Here is a 17,353-nt window from a genome sequence, read left to right as displayed (position 1 = left end):
CCGAAAATGCCCTGAGGCACAACAATTTTCGGCTTTGACATCATTTACTTGGGCTGATCGGGGCAATAGGCCGGCAAACACCGCGGCCCATCCCGCGGCCGGAAGCCAGCGATGCATCGAAACGCCTACATGTTCCTGCTGCTCACCACCTTGCTGTGGGGCGGCAATTCGGTGGCCGGCAAGCTGGCGGTCGGCCACGTCTCGCCGATGACGCTGGTCTTCCTGCGCTGGATGCTGGCCGTGGCGATCCTGCTGCCGATCGGCTGGCGCACGATCCAGGAGGATTGGCCCGTCGTGCGCCGGCACTGGCTCGTGCTGGCGGCGCTTGGCGCCAGCGGCTTCACCCTGTTCAACACCATCTTCTACACCGCCCTCAACTACACCACGGCGATCAATGTCTCGATCGAACAGGCGGCGATGCCGATCCTGATCATGACAGCCAATTTCGTTTTCTTCCGCCTTCGCGTGAACTGGGCGCAGATCGCCGGCGTGGTGCTGACCATCTTGGGCGTCATCCTGACCGCCTGCCATGGTGATCCGCGCCGGCTGCTGACGCTGGAGCTCAATTTCGGCGACGCCATCATGCTCGTCGCGGTCGTTCTCTACAGCAGCTATTCGGTCGGGTTACGGCTGAAGCCGGCGATGCGCTGGCAAAGCCTGATGCTGGCCATGTCGTTCGCCGCGCTCATCACCTCACTGCCCTTCTTCCTGTGGGAAGCCGCCGTCGGCAAGGTGATCGTGCCCGACGCCCGCGGCTGGGCGGTCATCGTCTACACGGCGATCGGCGCTTCGGTCATCTCGCAGATAACCTATATCAGGGGCAACGAACTGATCGGCGCCAATCGCGCCGGCCTGTTCATCAATCTGGTGCCGATCTTCGGCACGCTGCTTTCGGTGCTGATCGTCGGCGAGACCTTCCAGCTCTATCAGGCGCTGGCGCTGGTCCTCGTTCTGGGCGGCATCGGGCTCGCCGAATACAGCGGCCGCAAGATGGCGTCTGGCTTCTGAGGTCGCGCCTAAAATTACTGCACCAATTCTTTGCGCACCGCCGCGATATCGTCCGACGAGACCGCCGGAGCGGAATTGCCCCAGCTGCCGCGCACATAGGTCAGCACGTCGGCGATTTCCTGGTCCTTCAGCCGCCATGCCAATGAGGGCATCGAAGGCGTCGTCGGCGCGCCGGCCGTGTGCACGGCCTGGCTTCCGGCGAGAACGATGCGGGCCAGGGTCTCGGGATTGCCCTGCGCGACGATCGAGTTGCCGACAAGCGCCGGGAAAAGCGCTCCGGCCCCGGCGCCATCGCCGCCATGGCAGGCCGAGCAATTGTCATGATAGATCGCCGCGCCCGCCACCATCCGCGCCTCGTCGGGCTTGGGCGCCTGCGCATTGCCGGTGTCCGGCCCCAGGCTCTTGAGATAGACGGCCACGGCCTTGAGGTCGGGTTCCGTCATTTTGGAGGTCGAGTTCTCGATCGCCTCGGCCATCGGACCGGATGCGATCGAATGCGCGTTGACGCCGGTCCTGAGGTAGGCGACCACATCTTCTTGCGACCATTTGCCCAGGCCGGATTGAGCATTGTTGGTGATGTCGGGGGCAAACCAGCCTTGCAGCGAGGCGCCTTGCAGGAAGCCGCTGTCTTGGTCCGCTCCAAGGAACGATTTGGGCGTGTGGCAGGTGCCGCAGTGCCCGGCGCCCTGGACGATATAGGCGCCGCGGTTCCATTCCGCCGATTTGGAGGGGTCGGCCTGGAAGCTTGCCTCGCTGAAGTTGAGGAGGTTCCAGCCCCACATCGCCAGCCGGATGTTCAGCGGGAACGGCAGCTGGTTGGCTTCGACCTTGTTCGAGACCGGGTCGACCGTGGTCATGTAGGCCCACAGGTCGGAAATGTCCTGCTCGTTCATCCTGGTATAGGCGGGGTAAGGCATGGCGGGATAGAGCCGCACGCCATTGTGGCCGACGCCGGTCTTCATCATGTTGCGGAAATCGCCCTCGGACCAATTGCCGATGCCCGTCTCGTGGTCGGGCGTGATGTTGGGCGGCACCAGTGCGCCGAAAGGCGTTTCGAGCGGCAGGCCGCCGGCCAGCGGCTTGCCGCCCGGCCTGGTATGACAGCCCGCGCAATCGCCGAGCACGGCCTGATACTGGCCATGGATGATCTGGTCGGCCTGGTCGGCGGCGAGCGCCGGCGTGATCGCCAGCACGGCGGCGCCGGCGGCGGCGGCGAGCGTCCTCATGCCTGCACCAAGGGGGCGCCGGGATTGCGCAAATAGTGATTGCGGATGCCGTCGGCGGCGCGGTAGGCGAGCGCGCCGACCGTTCCCGTCGGATTCTTGCCGGCATTCTGCGGAAAGGCCGAGGCGCCGATGACGAAGACGTTGGGCACATCCCAGCTTTGCAGGAAGCTGTTGACCGCACTCTTCCTAGGGTCCGTTCCCATGATGGCGCCGCCCGTATTATGGGTGCTTTGATAAGGGACGCTGTCCCAGCCCTTCTTGCGGCGGCCGACATTGTACTGCTTGCCCCCAAGCGTCTTGGCGATCTCCTCCATCCGGTCGCAGAGATAATTCGACATTCGGATATCATTGTCGGGAAAATCGAAGGTCATGCGCATGAGCGGCCGGCCGAAGCGATCCTTGTAGGTCGGATCGAGGTCGAGGTAGTTGGTGCGCGTCGCATAGCTGCTGCCCTGCGAGGAGAAGCCAAGCGTGCTTTTGTAGCCCGCGACGGTCGCCTTCTTCCAGGCGCTACCCCATTTCGGCGTGCCAGGCAGCGTCGGCCTCGTCCCGATCGGACGTCCATTGGTGGGAATGCAGTTGATGCCCGCGCCGCCGACGAAATCGAGGCCGCCATGGTCGAAGGCGTCGCCATTATAGTCGTCGATCGTCTGTCCGAGCGCGCCCGCGGCGATGAACGGGTTGAAGTTCTTGTCGTCGAAGAACACCTGCACGCCGGCATTGGTCTGGTAGCAATAATTGCGCCCGACGGTGCCCTCGCCGGTAGCGGGATCGTAGATCTTGCCGATGCCCGACAGCATCATCAGCCGGGCATTGTGCAGGCCGTAGGCGCACAGAAGCACGAGATCGGCCGGCTGGAAGAATTCCTGCCCCGACGTATCGACGTAAGTGACACCTCGCGCGGACTTGCCGCCGGCGGCGAGATCGACATGCAGCACCTCGCTGTCGGTCCGCACCTCGAAATTGGCCTTCTTCATCAGCACGGGAAGGATGGTGGTCTGGGCGCTGGATTTGGAGTAGTTGGCGCAGCCGAACCGCTCGCAGAATCCGCAGTAGGTGCACTGCCCCATGGTGATGCCGAGCGGATTGACATAGGTCCGCGACATGTTGGCGGACGGTGTCGGGAACGGGTGCAGTCCCATGGACCTGCCGGCATTGGCGAACAGGGTCGGCGCGTAGGTCATCTCCATTGGCGGATTTGGGTAATCCCGGGACCTCGGATCCTCGAACGGGTTGCCACCTTCCTGTATCTGCCCCTTGATATTGCCGGCCTTGCCCGAGATTCCCGCCAGATATTCGAACTGGTCGTAATACGGCTCCATCTCGGCGCCGGTCACGCCCCAGTCCTCGACCTGGAGATCGGCGATCCGCGCCGCGCCATACTTCTTGGTCAGGTTGGTCTTGATCTGGAAGTCGGAGTCCCAGAACCGCCAGGTGTGGCCGTTCCAATGGACGCCTGCGCCGCCGACGCCGTTGCCGGGCAGGAACGAGCCGAAATCGCGCATCGGCAGCGCCGTCTGCGAAGGGTCGTTGCGCATCGTCATGGTTTCGACGGCTGGCTGCAGGAACAGGTCGCGCCGCACGCTGTAGCGCAACTCGTCCTGCGCATAGCCGATGTTGAAATCGGTCGCCGTGTCGCGCCAGGGACCACGCTCGATGGCCAGCACGTCCAGGCCTTGATCGGTCAGTTCATGCGCAAGGATGGACCCCGTCCAGCCGAGGCCGACGATCACAACGTCCTTGCGGGGCAGTATCGTCGTCATGGTCAGCTCCTTTTCACGAGCCATTCCGGGCTGCCCTCGATCGAGACGGGCGGCCGCGGATAGGGCTGATTATGCTTGCTGACGTGATCCCGGTAGTCATAGCGCGCGCCGGGGAAACCAAGCATGCGCCACGACACCATGTCCTTGTTGCCGCCATAGACCGGATCGGCAAAGAACCCTTCCATCGTGTTCTGCAGCAGAAGTCCGAAGAAGCCGGCAGCCTTGACTCCATTGGGCAAGTCGACCTTTCCAGCTTCCATCGCGGCCAGGAACGTATCCTGATCGGCCGGCTGGAGTTCGGCGAATGTCTTGCCATCGCGCTGCTTCAGGAAAGCGTCGATGGCGGCGAGGCCGGAGCGGTAGCGCTGGGCAGGGTTTGCCTCGCCCTGGTAGCCCTGCGTGGGCAATCCCGGCAGAAACGGTCCTTTTGTGTAGAGCCGGCTCGACGTTCCGAACGCGCCCGTCAACTGACGGTCTATATAGACGGCGCAGCCGGCCTCCTTGCCGCCCATCGACAGATCGTCGGCGGGGATGATGCGGTCGACGATAGCCTCGACCAGCGCGGCCTCCTGCGGCGTGAAGAACTGCCAGCCGCCGGACACCACCTGCATTGGAGGATCGGAAGACAGCGGCGCCCAGGGCAGCGAGCCGGACAAGGATCGGGCAAAACCTGCCGATGTTGCCGTCACTGTAAACATCGCAGCCGAAGACAGAAAAAGACGCCGGCTCAGTCGGACAGTATTGCGATGATCCATCGAAGGCACCCCGACAGCAACAGAAGCGCGCCGGATGTTGCGCGCAAAATTATGACCAACTCAGTTAAGTTTAGATCGCATCCATCAATTGACCGCAGCGTGCGGAAAGAAACCGGGATCGTCAAGCAGATCACAAAATCGTTAGATTGGGCCAGACCTTATGCTTATCTACATCCGCTAATGTACTGACGGCTAAAAAGGATATCTTGCAGCAGCTTGACGCAAGGACGCCGTTGGCGCGACGCCTGCGGCGGCGCCCGCAACGACGCAAACCGTCGGGCGGCGCCAGCGGTCGTGGAAACGCCCCGCATGCATGCCGGCAAACGGGCGTCTGATGTATGGCTTGTCACCTCAGAGGGTGTGGGGGCTAGATCCCGCCCACGTCGAACCGCAGCCGCTTTGCCGAATCGATCGACTTGTGGCCGCGCACCTGCTCCAGCACCTTCTCGGGGAACGGGGCGTCGAGATAGAGCAGTGCGATAGCGTCACCGCCCGGCCGGTTGCGGCCAAGCTGGAAGTTGGCGATGTTGACGTCGTTCTCGCCGCAGACAGTGCCGAGCAGGCCAATAATGCCGGGCGCATCGGCATTGGTCGTATACAGCATGTGCTGGCCGACCTCGGCGTCGAGATTGATGCCCTTGATCTGAATGAAGCGCGGCTTGCCGTCCGAAAAGCAGGTACCGGCGATCGAGCGCGTCATGTGCTCGGTCTTGACGGTCAGCTTGATGTAACCGTCGAAGACGCCCGATTTGTCGCGCTTGACTTCGGCGACGATGATGCCGCGCTCCTTCACCATGATCGGCGCCGACACCATGTTGACGTCGGCGACCTGCGGCCGGATCAGTCCGGCCAGGGCGGCACTGATCAGCGCCCGCGTGTTCATCGTCGCGGTCGAGCCGTCGAACAGGATCTCGACCTCGCTGATCGGATCCTCGGTGACCTGGCCGACAAAGGCGCCCAACACTTCGGCGAGCTTGACGAACGGCTTCAGCCGCGGCGCCTCTTCCGCCGTGATCGAGGGCATGTTGATGGCGTTGGAGACCGCGCCCTTGATCAGGTAGTCGGCCATCTGCTCGGCGACCTGCAGCGCGACATTCTCCTGCGCTTCCGCCGTCGAGGCGCCAAGGTGTGGTGTCGCCACCACGTTCTCCATGCCGAACAGCGCATTCTGCTCCGCCGGTTCGACCTCGAACACATCGATGCCGGCGCCTGCCACCTTGCCGCTCTTCAGCGCCGCGACCAGGTCGGCCTCGACCACCAGCCCGCCGCGCGCGCAGTTGATGATGCGCACGCCATTCTTCATCTTGGCGATCGCCGCCGCATCGATGATGTTGCGGGTCTTGTCGGTCAACGGCGTGTGCAGCGTGATGAAGTCGGCGCGGGCGAAGAGTTCGTCCAGTTCCACCTTGTCGACGCCGAGCTCCTCGGCGCGCTTGTCCGACAGGAACGGATCAAAGGCGACGACGTGCATCTTCAGCCCGACGCCGCGTGTGGCGACGATCGAACCGATATTGCCGCAGCCGATGACGCCCAGCGTCTTGCCGGTGATCTCGACGCCCATGAAGCGGTTCTTCTCCCATTTGCCGGCATGGGTCGAAGCGTTGGCTTCCGGGATCTGGCGGGCGAGCGCGAAGATCATCGCCACGGCGTGTTCGGCCGTCGTGATCGAATTGCCGAAGGGCGTGTTCATCACGATGATACCCTTGCGGCTTGCCGCCGGGATATCGACATTGTCGACACCGATGCCGGCGCGACCGACAACCTTGAGATTGGTAGCCGCGTTGATCAGCTTCTCGGTGACCTTGGTCGCCGAACGGATGGCGAGACCGTCATACTTGCCGATCACTTCGAGCAGCTTTTCCTTGTCCTTGCCGAGGTCGGGCAGATAGTCGACCTCGACGCCGCGATCCTTGAAGATCTGCACGGCGGTGGGAGAGAGTTTGTCAGAGACGAGAACGCGGGGCGCCATGGCGGCCTCCTTGAAAATGAAATTGATCCGGGAACGGACGGCCCTCGGGGCCGCCACGGAAACTCTCAGGCGGCCGCTTTGAGCGACGCCTTCTGGCTGGCAAAGGCCCAGCCGAGCCAAGGCAGCAGCGCTTCGAGATCGGAGGTCTCGACGGTTGCGCCGCACCAGATGCGCAATCCCGGCGGGGCATCGCGATAAGAACCGATGTCGTAGGCGACGCCTTCGTTGTCGAGCGTCGAGACGAGGCCCTTGGCAAACGCCGCCTGTCCATCAGCGTCGAGCGCCGCGATATCGGCGTCGGTGAAGGACAGACAGACCGACGTGTTCGAGCGTGTCGCCGGGGCCACCGCAAGATGGCCGAGCCAGGATGATCTTTCCACGAACCGGTCGAGCACGGCGGCATTGGCATCCGCCCTGGCAATCAGCGCATCGAGGCCGCCGACCGACTTAGCCCAGTTCAACGCGTCGAGATAATCCTCGACGCAAAGCATCGACGGCGTGTTGATGGTTTCGCCCTTGAAAATGCCCTCGATCAGCTTGCCGCCCGAGGTCAGGCGGAAGATTTTCGGCAGCGGCCATGAAGGCTTGTAGCTCTCCAGCCGCGCTACGGCACGCGGCGACAGGATCAGCATGCCATGCGCACCCTCGCCGCCCAGCACCTTCTGCCAGGAGAAGGTCACGACATCGAGCTTCTCGAAGTCGAGCCTTTGCGCGAAGGCCGCTGAAGTAGCGTCGCAAATGGTCAGGCCCTTGCGATCGGCGGGAATGAAGTCACCGTCCGGCACGCGCACGCCCGAGGTCGTGCCGTTCCAAGTGAAGACCACGTCGCGATCGAAATCGATCTTGGTCAGATCAGGCAGCGCGCCATAACCGGCCTCGATCTTTCTGATATCGGCGAGTTTCAGCTGCTTGACCACGTCGGTGACCCAGCCGGAGCCGAAGCTTTCCCAGGCGACCATGTCGACGCCGCGCTCGCCGAGAAGAGACCACAGCGCCATCTCGACGGCACCTGTGTCGGAAGCCGGCACGATGCCGATGCGGTAATCGGCAGGAACCTGGAGGATTTCGCGGGTCAGCGCGATCGCCTGTTCGAGCTTGGTCTTGCCGATCTTGGCGCGGTGGGAACGGCCGAGCGCGGCAGCTTTCAGCGCCTCGACCGACCAGCCGGGACGTTTTGCGCAGGGACCAGAGGAAAAATTGGGATTTGCCGGACGGAGTCCGGGCTTCGTAAGCGTCGTCATCGTGGTCTATCCTTCCAGATAGTGGCCCCTCGTTGGGGAGGGGTGGCCCACGGACGGCGATATGCGTTCAGGCTTCGGGCGTCAAGAGGAAAGTTTTTGTCGCTGCCGGGATACCGGATGCATATCGCCCAAAAGTGCGCGGCGGTTTTGGGGCTACGACATGCATCAAACAGGAAAGCGCCGCGATCAGGATCGCGTGACTTCAAATGCAAACGGCGGACCCGAGAGATCCGCCGTCAAGAGCTGGTGTGCCCAGTCTACCAGAGATCGTAGCGCAGCCCGAGCTTGATCTGGTGATTGCTGATCCCTTTCTCGACCGGAAAGGAAGTCAGGCTCGCGGCGGTCGCGTATTCGACGCTAGGCGCGGAAAAATACTGATAGCCGAGATCTACGGAAACATTCTTGGACACTTGATACGCAAGACCGGCATTCAACGTATAGGCGAGGGAATACTGCGTCTTGCTGTCATCAAGCGTGAAATCGTTGGCGGGGGTGGCCTCGTCGGCATAGCTGGCGGAGAGGCTGCGTTTGCTCACGACGACGCCGACACCCGCACCGACATACGGTGTGATTCCAACATAGGTGCCAAGGTCAACATAGCCATTGAGTATGCCTGAGAACGCATAGTTCTTCAGGTTTCCCGATCCCACGATCGACGTTCCAGCCGGTGCGGCAGCAGTATCGTCATAGCCGAAGCTTGCCTTGTTACCCGGCAAATAGCCGAAGTTGAGATCGGCGCGGAGGTAATCGTTGAAATGATATCCGAAGCCGACGCTCGCAAAAATTGCATCTTCGCTCTCGCTAAAGTTTTCGTTGTTGATCGCCGACGGGAAGGTGAAGTCCCCATTCTTGAAACTCTTCTGCGCCAGGTAGGAAACATCGCCGCGCAGGTACCAGCCGGAGCCGACCTCGACCGGCACATAATCCGGCGCCTGGTCGACATAGATCGGCGGATCGTAGTCGGCGGCGATTGCAGGCGCCAGCGGCAACAGCAGTGCGGCAAGCGCCAGCGCCATACGCGATATTGATATCATGGTCCCCGGCTCCCGAATTCGGCGCCGTCAAACAAGCAACGGCGGCCAACGTTTCATGAGCCATTGTTAACCATAGTGGTTAAGTGCCGGTTAAGGCTAACAGAGGGTTAGCGAATTGATTTCGAACGGGCTGACCTCGGCTCATCTCAAACGAAAACCGCCCGGCTGATGCCGGGCGGTCGACGAATTCCTGGAAACTTCGAAGCGATTACTTGGTGTAGATCGGCTCGGGCTCCGGCTGATAGGCCACCACCGGCGCGGCGCAACCGTTGTTGCCGCCGAACTGGTAACGCAGACCGCCGCGCACCTCGTGGGTGTTGAAGCCGTGATCGAAGCCCGGCCCGGCGCCCGGCGTGGCGCCGGCTGGACCATACTCGAACATGCGACCGCCTTGAATATGGGAGAAACGGTAACCAGCATCGAGGATGACTTTGTCGGTCAAGCAGTAGGAGGCGCCGGCCATTACCGCGTACGCGAAGCGCCAGCTGGATGTTCCGGGGTTGGACTCGGTTGCGCCCGGGGTCGGGTCGTAGACAGTATCCCATTTGACGCGCGCTCCGCCGATACCGGCGCCGACATAGGGCGTGATGCCGTGCCAGGTGCCGATATCGACATAGGCATTTGCCAGAAGCAGCAAGGCGCTCATCTTCGACGACTCGACCGAGACCGTGGTGAGATCCGAGGTGCCGCCGTTGAAGTTCGACTTGAACCAGTAGTCGGCGGTCAGGTCGGTGCGGAAGTGTTCATTGATCTTGTAGCCGACGCCGCCGCCAAGCGAGAAGCCGCCCTTGAGCTTGCCATAGTCGAAGGACTTGCTCCCGGCGACCCCGACAGGAGGCCCGCACGGGCAAGGCGCGGCGCCGTAGGTGATGTAGTCGATGTCACCGACCTTCGACTTGTGATAGTCGAGGTCGCCACGGATATACCAGCCGCCGACATCGACCGGTTGCTCATAGACCGGCGGCGGCGCTTCTTCGACTTGCGGCTCGGGCAGGTCAGCTGCGAACACCGGCCAGGCCAAGCCCGCGAACAGCAGCGCGAACAGGGCCTTTCTTGCTGTATTGAACATGCTTGTCACCCCTAGAAACCTCGGAACGGCGATCGCGTCCGAATAAGATTGGCTTTCAGGCGTGGATAATGAATTGCAAAAGTTAAAAGGCGTTTAACCCTGTCGATTAACCACGAATCTCCAGAATCCCGGAGATCTGGCAAGGATTTCGACAGAAAGAGACCGATCCTTTGCGAACAAAAAAGCCCGCCGGAGGGGCGGGCTTCGATGCAATGAAGGCGGCGGCGTGACGCCTTCGAGGCTGGCGGGGATCAGGCGGCGCTGCTGCGGGTTTCCGAGATGACCCCGACGATGTCGTTGACGACGGCCTCGACCAGTTGCGGATCGTCGCCCTCGGCCATCACACGGATCAGCGGCTCGGTGCCGGATGGACGGATGACCAGCCGCCCGGCCTTGCCGAGACGATGGCGGGCGTCCTCGATCGCGGCCTTGACCGGGGCTTCCTCCAACGGTTTCCCGCCGGCGATGCGAACGTTCTTCAGCAATTGTGGCACCGGCTCGAACTTCTTCGACAGTTCGCTGACCGGGCGGCCTTGCCGCTTGATGCAGGCCAGCACCTGCAGTGCCGAGACCAGCCCGTCACCTGTGGTCGAGAAGTCGGACAGCACGATGTGGCCCGACTGCTCACCGCCGACATTGAGCCCATGCGCGCGCATATGCTCCACGACATAGCGGTCACCGACCTTGGTGCGGTGCAATTGCAGCTTCATGTCGCCGAGAAAGCGCTCGAGGCCGAGATTGGACATGACCGTCGAAACGACGCCACCGCCAGCCAGCCGCCCGCTCTGGTGCCAGGACTCGGCAATCAGCGCCATGATCTGGTCGCCGTCGACGATGGCGCCGTTCTCGTCGACGATGACGACCCGGTCTGCATCGCCATCAAGCGCGATGCCGATGTCGGCGCGCACTTCGTGCACCTTTTTCTGCAGATCGGCGGGATGGGTCGAGCCGCATTCCTTGTTGATGTTGAAGCCATTGGGTTCGACATTGATGGCCACGACTTCGGCGCCCAGTTCCCACAGCGCCTCGGGCGCCACCTTGTAGGCCGCGCCATTGGCACAGTCGACGACGATCCGCAGACCCGAAAGCGACATCGAGCGCGGCAAGGTGCGCTTGGCGAATTCGATGTAACGGTCATGCACGCCGTCGACGCGCTTGGCGCGGCCAAGCCCGTCGGAATCGGCGAGCGCCAGTTCGATATCCTTGTCGAGCATGCTCTCGATGCGCTCTTCGATCTCGTCGGACAGCTTGTAGCCGTCTGGGCCGAACAGCTTGATGCCGTTGTCGTAGTAGGGATTGTGAGAGGCCGAGATCATGACGCCAATGTCGGCGCGCAGCGAGCGCACCAGCATGGCAACCGCCGGGGTCGGGATCGGGCCGAGCAGAAACACGTCCATGCCGGCGGCGCAAAGGCCGGCCACCATCGCGTTTTCGATCATATAGCCGGACAGCCTGGTGTCCTTGCCGAGCACGACACGATGGCGATGGCTGCCGCGCTGGAACGAAAGGCCGGCGGCCATGCCGACCCGCATGGCGATTTCCGCGGTCATCGGAAACTTGTTGGCGCGCCCGCGAATGCCGTCCGTGCCGAAGTAATTCCCTGCCATGCCAGTCAGTTTCCTTGGTTGTCCTTAGCCGGCACGTCATGCCACAATTGGCCGTCGCGCCTCGATCACATTGTGTGATTATATGTTACCAATCCTTAGAAAATCATTGTTGTGCGTTGCACACAACATGGCCGCAGCCTAGCACGGAGACGCTGTGGCGTCACATATACCAGCTTTGCCAGCCATTCGGCGCGGATACATCCCGAGAATTCTTGCCTCGGCGGCAGTCAGGCCGAATGATTTCATCACCTTGTCGTTAGAAAGCGATTTCGGCGATATATAAGCCGCCTGGCATCTGGCGCAACCGACCGTTGAGCGTTATTGATTCGCTGGGACGTATAATGGGCTGCAGCCACGGAGAAACGCTATGCTCATCCACCGAATTGCTACTCTGACCGGCCTTGCGGTCGCGACGTTGTTCCTGGCCGCGCCAGCCAACGCGCTGACGATGGCCGAGTGCAGCACGAAGTACAACGCCGCCAAGGACGCTGGGACACTTGCCGGGGCGACCTGGAACCAGTTCCGCAAGGCACAGTGCGGCACTGACGCCGCCGCCACCACCGACACCAAGGCGGCCACGACCAAGGCTGCTGAAACCAAGCCGGCCGAAGCCAAGCCGGCCAAGACCACCAAGGCCGCCGCAGCGGCCAGCGACAGCACGGCCAAGGGCCTGACCGCCAAGGAATGCAGCACCAAGTACCAGGCGGCCAAGGCCGCCGGCACATTGAACGGCATGAAGTGGAACGACTTCCGCAAGGCCGAATGCGCCGCTGGCGCATCCGCCGCCGCCGACACCGTCAAGCCGGCGACCACCAAGGCTGCGACCACGACGGCCGCAGCTTCTGGCAAGGGCCTGAGCATGGCCGAATGCAGCACCAAGTACCAGGCTGCCAAGACGGCGAACACGCTGAAGGGCATGAAGTGGAACGACTTCCGCAAGGCCGAATGCGGCGCCAGTGCCTCGGATGACGACAGCGTGCCCGCTCCAAGCGAGGCGAGCTACACCAAGGAACCCGCAAAGCCGACGACGGTTGCCCCCAAGGGCGTCACCTTCCCGTCCGCGATCTCGGCGAAATATGCCAGCGAGACCCCCGGAAAAGGCCGCATGCATACCTGCCTTGACCAGTACTATGTCCTCAAGGACGCCAACGCACTCGGCGGTCTGAAGTGGATCCAGAAGGGCGGCGGCTTCTACAGCCTCTGCAATGCCAAGCTGAAGGGCTGAGCCGCGCATAGCATCCCCCCCGGGATCGATGGGGCATGACGGTGAATTGAATTAGATGAAATCTGGCAAGGCCAGGCAAAGGCCCGCGATGCATCTGCTTCGCGGGCCTTTTGTTGCGCACGAAGACGCCAGGGTCTTGCTCGCGTCTGCATATCGCGGAAGCTGCCTGCATCATCAATTCGCTTACACTCTCGCCGCGAGGCTGATTGGTAACTCATGAAAATTCTGATTGAACATATCAGGAACAAACAGTATACAAAAGACGTCTGAACTTGTCATCAACCAGGAGGATCTTATGCCCAGTTTAAAATTGGCGGTATTGGCTGTGACGGCATTGGTTGCTTGCGGCGTCGCCCCTGCAAGCGCATTGACGATGAAGGAATGTGGGGAGACCTATCGGACAGCCAAGGAGAGCGGCACTCTGAATGGCATGGACTGGGCCGCTTTCCGCAAGGAGAAATGCGCGACGTCGGCTGCGGAGAGTGTCAGCGCGGATAAGGTCGAAACCGCACCGCAGCCGAAAAAGGAAACCAGCGCGGCACTTGCCCCCACCGTAGCGCCAGCGGACGTAACATTCCCGACCACCCTCGCCGCCGAGTTCGAGACCGAAAAGCCCGCGAAGGCACGGATGAAGACCTGCCTGCAGGGTTACCATGGCAACAAGGAGGCAGGTACGTTGAACGGCCTTCGCTGGATCCAGAAGGGCGGTGGTTATTACAGCCTGTGCAATGCGCGGCTGAAAGCTGAATCATAAAAAGCGATAACGGCGGAAAGCGGTTCACCGTTTTTCCCGCAGACGTGGCCGTTATCCTCAGGCTGTCCCGAGGATCTGCTGTCGGGCGACATCTGGACCTCGGGCTAGCCCGAGGTTGACGTTCCAAATGTACGTCCGGCCAGCCTCCTGATGCGATGTCGCCCAAAGGTGGTTTGGGGGCGACGACATACTTAGAAGCAAAGACTTAAAGCGCGTCGGGGATAGCGTCAAAGAACAGAGCGGTTCTGCGTTCCGTGAAACGGTGAACCGCTCTGGTCTAGCTTGACGGCTGTGGCTCCATGCCGCCTTCGGGCTCGGGACCCTTCTTGCGGCGGCCGCCGGACTTCGGCACGGCCGAGCCACGGCTCGGCGGCGTGTCGTCGCCGAGGTCGCGCGAGGGCTTGTTGCCCGCGATCAGCTGCTTGATCTCCTCGCCCGACAGCGTCTCGTATTCGAGCAGGCCCTGCGCCAGCGCGATCCATTCCTTCTTCTTCTTGGTCAGCACCGACTTCGCCGTCGAATAGGCCTCGTCGATCAGGCGGCGCACTTCGCCGTCGATGATCTGCGCGGTCTCTTCCGAGATGTTCTGCGTGCGCGCCACCGAATGGCCGAGGAACACTTCCTCCTGGTTGTCGCCATAAGCGACATGGCCGAGCTTGTCGGAGAAGCCCCAGCGCGTGACCATGGCGCGCGCCAGCTTGGTCGCCTGCTCGATGTCGGAGGAAGCACCGGACGTGATGTTCTCCTTCCCGAACTTGAACTCCTCGGCAACGCGGCCGCCCATCATGATGGCGAGGCGCGAGACCATGTATTTGTAGCTCATGGAATAGCGGTCGCCTTCCGGCAACTGCATGACCATGCCGAGCGCGCGGCCGCGCGGGATGATGGTCGCCTTGTGCAGCGGATCGGCCGACGGCACGTTGAGCGCCAGGATGGCGTGTCCGGCCTCGTGATAGGCGGTCAGTTCCTTCTCGGCCTGGGTCATGGCCGACGAGCGGCGCTCGGCGCCCATCATGATCTTGTCCTTGGCGTCCTCGAACTCGGCCATGGTAACGAGGCGCTTGTTGCGCCGCGCCGCCATCAGCGCGGATTCGTTGACCAGGTTCATCAGGTCGGCGCCGGAGAAGCCGGGCGTACCACGAGCGACGACCTTGAGGTCGACATTGGGCGCCAGCGGCACGTTGCGCACATGCACCTTGAGGATCTTCTCGCGGCCGACGATGTCTGGGTTCGGCACCACCACCTGGCGGTCGAAACGGCCTGGACGCAGCAACGCCGGATCGAGCACGTCGGGCCGGTTGGTGGCGGCGATCAGGATGATGCTTTCGTTGGACTCGAAGCCGTCCATCTCGACCAGCAGCTGGTTCAGCGTCTGCTCGCGCTCGTCATTGCCACCACCGAGGCCGGCACCGCGATGGCGGCCGACGGCGTCGATTTCGTCGATGAAGATGATGCAGGGCGCATTCTTCTTGGCCTGGTCGAACATGTCGCGGACACGGGACGCGCCGACGCCGACGAACATCTCGACGAAATCCGAACCCGAAATGGTAAAGAACGGCACGTTGGCTTCACCGGCGACCGAACGGGCAAGCAGCGTCTTGCCGGTGCCGGGAGGGCCGACCAGCAGCACGCCGCGCGGAATCTTGCCGCCGAGGCGCTGGAACTTCTGCGGATCGCGCAGGAATTCGACGATCTCTTCGAGGTCTTCCTTGGCCTCGTCGACGCCGGCGACGTCCTGGAAGGTGACGCGGCCATGCGCCTCGGTAAGCAGCTTGGCCTTCGACTTGCCGAAGCCCATGGCGCGCCCGGAGCCGGACTGCATCTGGCGCATGAAGAATATCCACACGCCGAGGATCAGGATCATCGGCAGCCACGAGATCAGATAGCCGAACAGCGAATTGGAGCCGTCGGTCTCGGGCCGCGCATTGATGGTGACGTTCTTGTCCTGCAGCCGCGAGACCAGCTGGGGATCGCCGGGCGAATAGGTCTGGAAGCCGCTGGAATTGTCGGTGTAGTTGCCGGTGATGCGGGCGCCCGCGATGGTCACCGTCTTGACCCGGCCGGCCGCGACATCCTGCAGGAACTGCGAATAAGGCACATCGCTCGAAGCCCCGCGCGTCTGCGGCGTCTGGAACAGATTGAAGAGGGCGATGAGCAGGACCGCTATGATCGCCCAGAGCGCGAGGTTGCGATAGTTCGGATTCATCAATTGTCCCGTTGGCGTCCGCGAGCGGACAGCATCATGAGAGGAAACTTGGGCCTAACATAGGGAGAGCGTACCCCCTTGCCAAGCAGAACAGCATGTCTGGGTTAAGCTTTCGCCCAGCATCAACCGGCACCGTGGCCACGCAATGGCAAGGCGGGAAGCGGTGCCGCGCCGATCAACCCGGCGACGGCGCGCGCCGGGGCCAGGTCGAAAGACGGCAGGAAGCGGGCAAAGGGAGCAACGACCGGCGAGGCCGCGAACCCTTGCGATGCCGGCCAATCAGGCTCCGGACCCACCTTCTCGGCGGCTTGCAGCCAGCCTGGTTCCGTCGCCAATGCCGCACGCAGCAGGCTTGGCGGGGTTTCGTCCCGGCCTACAGCCAGCCGCTTCGCCGCCATTGCCCCGAATGGCGCGATCAACAATGCGCCGCCGGCGTCGTTCAATGTGATTTGGCGGCGCCCATCCCAGATGGCGCCGTCGATCGTTGCCGCCGCCGCCGGCAAATCGCGCATCTCCCGACGCAGGAAGATGCCGGCGCGCCGGAAGTCGACCACTGTCCGCGACAATGTGGCGCAAAGAAATCCGGCTTTCAGCCGGGCGAACAACGCCTCGCCGCGAGCCTGGTCCGGCAGGAAGGCAATCCCGCCCGACGTCGCCAGGAGAACGCGCAGTGCGTATACGGCCGCCCGATCGCCGCCGGCGCCGAGCAGGGCCGGATCGAGCCGGATGAGGCCCGCCGCCGGCTGGCTGGCAAAGCGCTCGATCAGACGGGCGGCCTCACCGCCAAGCCGCGTCCGGTCGCCGGCCTGCCGCGCGGCCAACGCCAGCGCGTCGTTCATGCGCTGCGCGCCGGCCTCCCCGGCAAGGGCTGCGCGCATGCGCGGCCGCTCGAAAGCTTCATCGGCATTGGTCGGGTCCTCGGCCCAACCGACCTGTTGGCGCCGCAGGAAATCGCGCAGCGCATGGCGCCGCACGCCGAGAAGCGGTCGCACGATCCAGTCGCGCCAGCCATGCAGGGTGGCGGGCGCCATGCCGGCGAGGCCCCGCCCCTCGTCGCGGATCGCATCGTTGCGATCGCGCCGCATCAGCACCGTCTCGGCCTGGTCGTCCGCTGTATGTCCGGTCACGATCAGGCCGACGCCTTCCGCCCGGGCGGCGCTGGCCAGCAGCCGGTAGCGCGCCTCGCGCGCCGCCGCCGGCAGGCCGGTCGACGGCTTGGCGCCGGACCAGGCCAGGATGCGGTGGGCGATGCCGCGTTCCGCGCAAAGCTTCGCCACGGTCCGCGCCTCATCGGCCGAACCCTGTCGCAACCCGTGGTCGATCGTGACCGCGAGCAGCTTCGCGGACGGTGCGGTTTTGTCGAGGTGCTGTTTGAGAAGGAGAAGGAGCGCAGTCGAATCGCTGCCCCCGGATACGGCCGCGACGGCGCCGTTGGAAAAATCGATATGCGAAAAGAGTCCGGTCGAAAGATCAGGCCCGGTATCGAGCATCAATCC

Annotated in this window: 13 protein-coding genes; 3 read left to right on the top strand and 10 right to left on the bottom strand. The window is 62.9% G+C overall.

What is annotated here, in order from left to right:
• Positions 1 to 111 precede the first annotated feature (111 nt).
• Positions 112 to 1,008 carry a DMT family transporter gene (locus tag FJW04_RS04465; protein WP_140712607.1) on the top strand — a complete coding sequence of 299 codons (897 nt, stop codon included), beginning with the start codon at positions 112 to 114 and terminating at the stop codon, positions 1,006 to 1,008.
• 14 nt (positions 1,009 to 1,022) lie between these two features.
• Here FJW04_RS04465 and FJW04_RS04460 read toward each other — a convergent pair whose 3' ends face one another.
• The 8 genes from FJW04_RS04460 to glmM form a co-directional block, all read right to left on the bottom strand.
• A complete protein-coding gene (locus FJW04_RS04460; protein WP_140712605.1) occupies positions 1,023 to 2,234 on the bottom strand; it encodes a cytochrome c in 1,212 nt (403 codons plus the stop codon).
• Positions 2,231 to 3,997: a GMC family oxidoreductase gene (locus FJW04_RS04455; protein ID WP_015315284.1), complete on the bottom strand. Its 1,767-nt coding sequence runs from the start codon at positions 3,995 to 3,997 to the stop codon at positions 2,231 to 2,233. The genes FJW04_RS04460 and FJW04_RS04455 overlap by 4 nt, the downstream gene beginning before the upstream one ends.
• A 2-nt stretch (positions 3,998 to 3,999) precedes the next feature.
• On the bottom strand, positions 4,000 to 4,695 hold the full coding sequence (locus FJW04_RS04450) for a gluconate 2-dehydrogenase subunit 3 family protein (RefSeq protein WP_348641958.1): 696 nt from the start codon (positions 4,693 to 4,695) through the stop codon (positions 4,000 to 4,002).
• A 424-nt stretch (positions 4,696 to 5,119) separates the two neighbouring features.
• Positions 5,120 to 6,721, bottom strand: coding sequence for a phosphoglycerate dehydrogenase (gene serA / locus FJW04_RS04445; RefSeq protein ID WP_015315282.1), 1,602 nt, complete (start codon positions 6,719 to 6,721; stop codon positions 5,120 to 5,122).
• Between the two features lie 65 nt (positions 6,722 to 6,786).
• The gene (locus tag FJW04_RS04440; protein WP_140712603.1) at positions 6,787 to 7,962 is read right to left on the bottom strand and encodes a phosphoserine transaminase; all 1,176 of its coding nucleotides are present in this window, start codon (positions 7,960 to 7,962) and stop codon (positions 6,787 to 6,789) included.
• A gap of 257 nt (positions 7,963 to 8,219) precedes the next feature.
• Positions 8,220 to 8,996 carry an outer membrane beta-barrel protein gene (locus FJW04_RS04435; RefSeq protein WP_140712601.1) on the bottom strand — a complete coding sequence of 259 codons (777 nt, stop codon included), beginning with the start codon at positions 8,994 to 8,996 and terminating at the stop codon, positions 8,220 to 8,222.
• Positions 8,997 to 9,204: 208 nt separating this feature from the next.
• The gene (locus FJW04_RS04430) at positions 9,205 to 10,065 is read right to left on the bottom strand and encodes an outer membrane protein (protein ID WP_015315279.1); all 861 of its coding nucleotides are present in this window, start codon (positions 10,063 to 10,065) and stop codon (positions 9,205 to 9,207) included.
• Positions 10,066 to 10,316: 251 nt separating this feature from the next.
• Entirely contained in the window at positions 10,317 to 11,672 is a 1,356-nt protein-coding gene (glmM, locus tag FJW04_RS04425) for a phosphoglucosamine mutase (RefSeq protein WP_015315278.1), read from the bottom strand.
• Positions 11,673 to 12,039: 367 nt separating this feature from the next.
• Between glmM and FJW04_RS04420 the strand changes: the two genes are divergently transcribed.
• Both FJW04_RS04420 and FJW04_RS04415 read left to right on the top strand, forming a co-directional pair.
• A complete protein-coding gene (locus FJW04_RS04420; protein WP_015315277.1) occupies positions 12,040 to 12,897 on the top strand; it encodes a hypothetical protein in 858 nt (285 codons plus the stop codon).
• Positions 12,898 to 13,192: 295 nt separating this feature from the next.
• Complete coding sequence (locus tag FJW04_RS04415; RefSeq protein ID WP_140712599.1) at positions 13,193 to 13,651, top strand: hypothetical protein; 459 nt, start codon at positions 13,193 to 13,195, stop codon at positions 13,649 to 13,651.
• Between the two features lie 277 nt (positions 13,652 to 13,928).
• Here the strand turns inward: FJW04_RS04415 and ftsH are convergent, their stop codons facing one another.
• Positions 13,929 to 15,857 (bottom strand): ATP-dependent zinc metalloprotease FtsH, encoded by a 1,929-nt coding sequence (ftsH, locus tag FJW04_RS04410; protein ID WP_015315275.1) that lies wholly within the window; start codon positions 15,855 to 15,857, stop codon positions 13,929 to 13,931.
• A gap of 122 nt (positions 15,858 to 15,979) precedes the next feature.
• Entirely contained in the window at positions 15,980 to 17,347 is a 1,368-nt protein-coding gene (gene tilS, locus FJW04_RS04405; RefSeq protein WP_140713263.1) for a tRNA lysidine(34) synthetase TilS, read from the bottom strand.
• Positions 17,348 to 17,353 lie beyond the last annotated feature (6 nt).

Origin of the sequence: Mesorhizobium sp. B2-7-3 (assembly GCF_006440715.1) — a bacterium.
In the GTDB taxonomy this organism is placed as follows: domain Bacteria; phylum Pseudomonadota; class Alphaproteobacteria; order Rhizobiales; family Rhizobiaceae; genus Mesorhizobium; species Mesorhizobium australicum.
The sequence above is the reverse complement of the archived record's forward strand: the minus strand, read 5'-3'. Positions and strand labels throughout refer to the sequence as shown.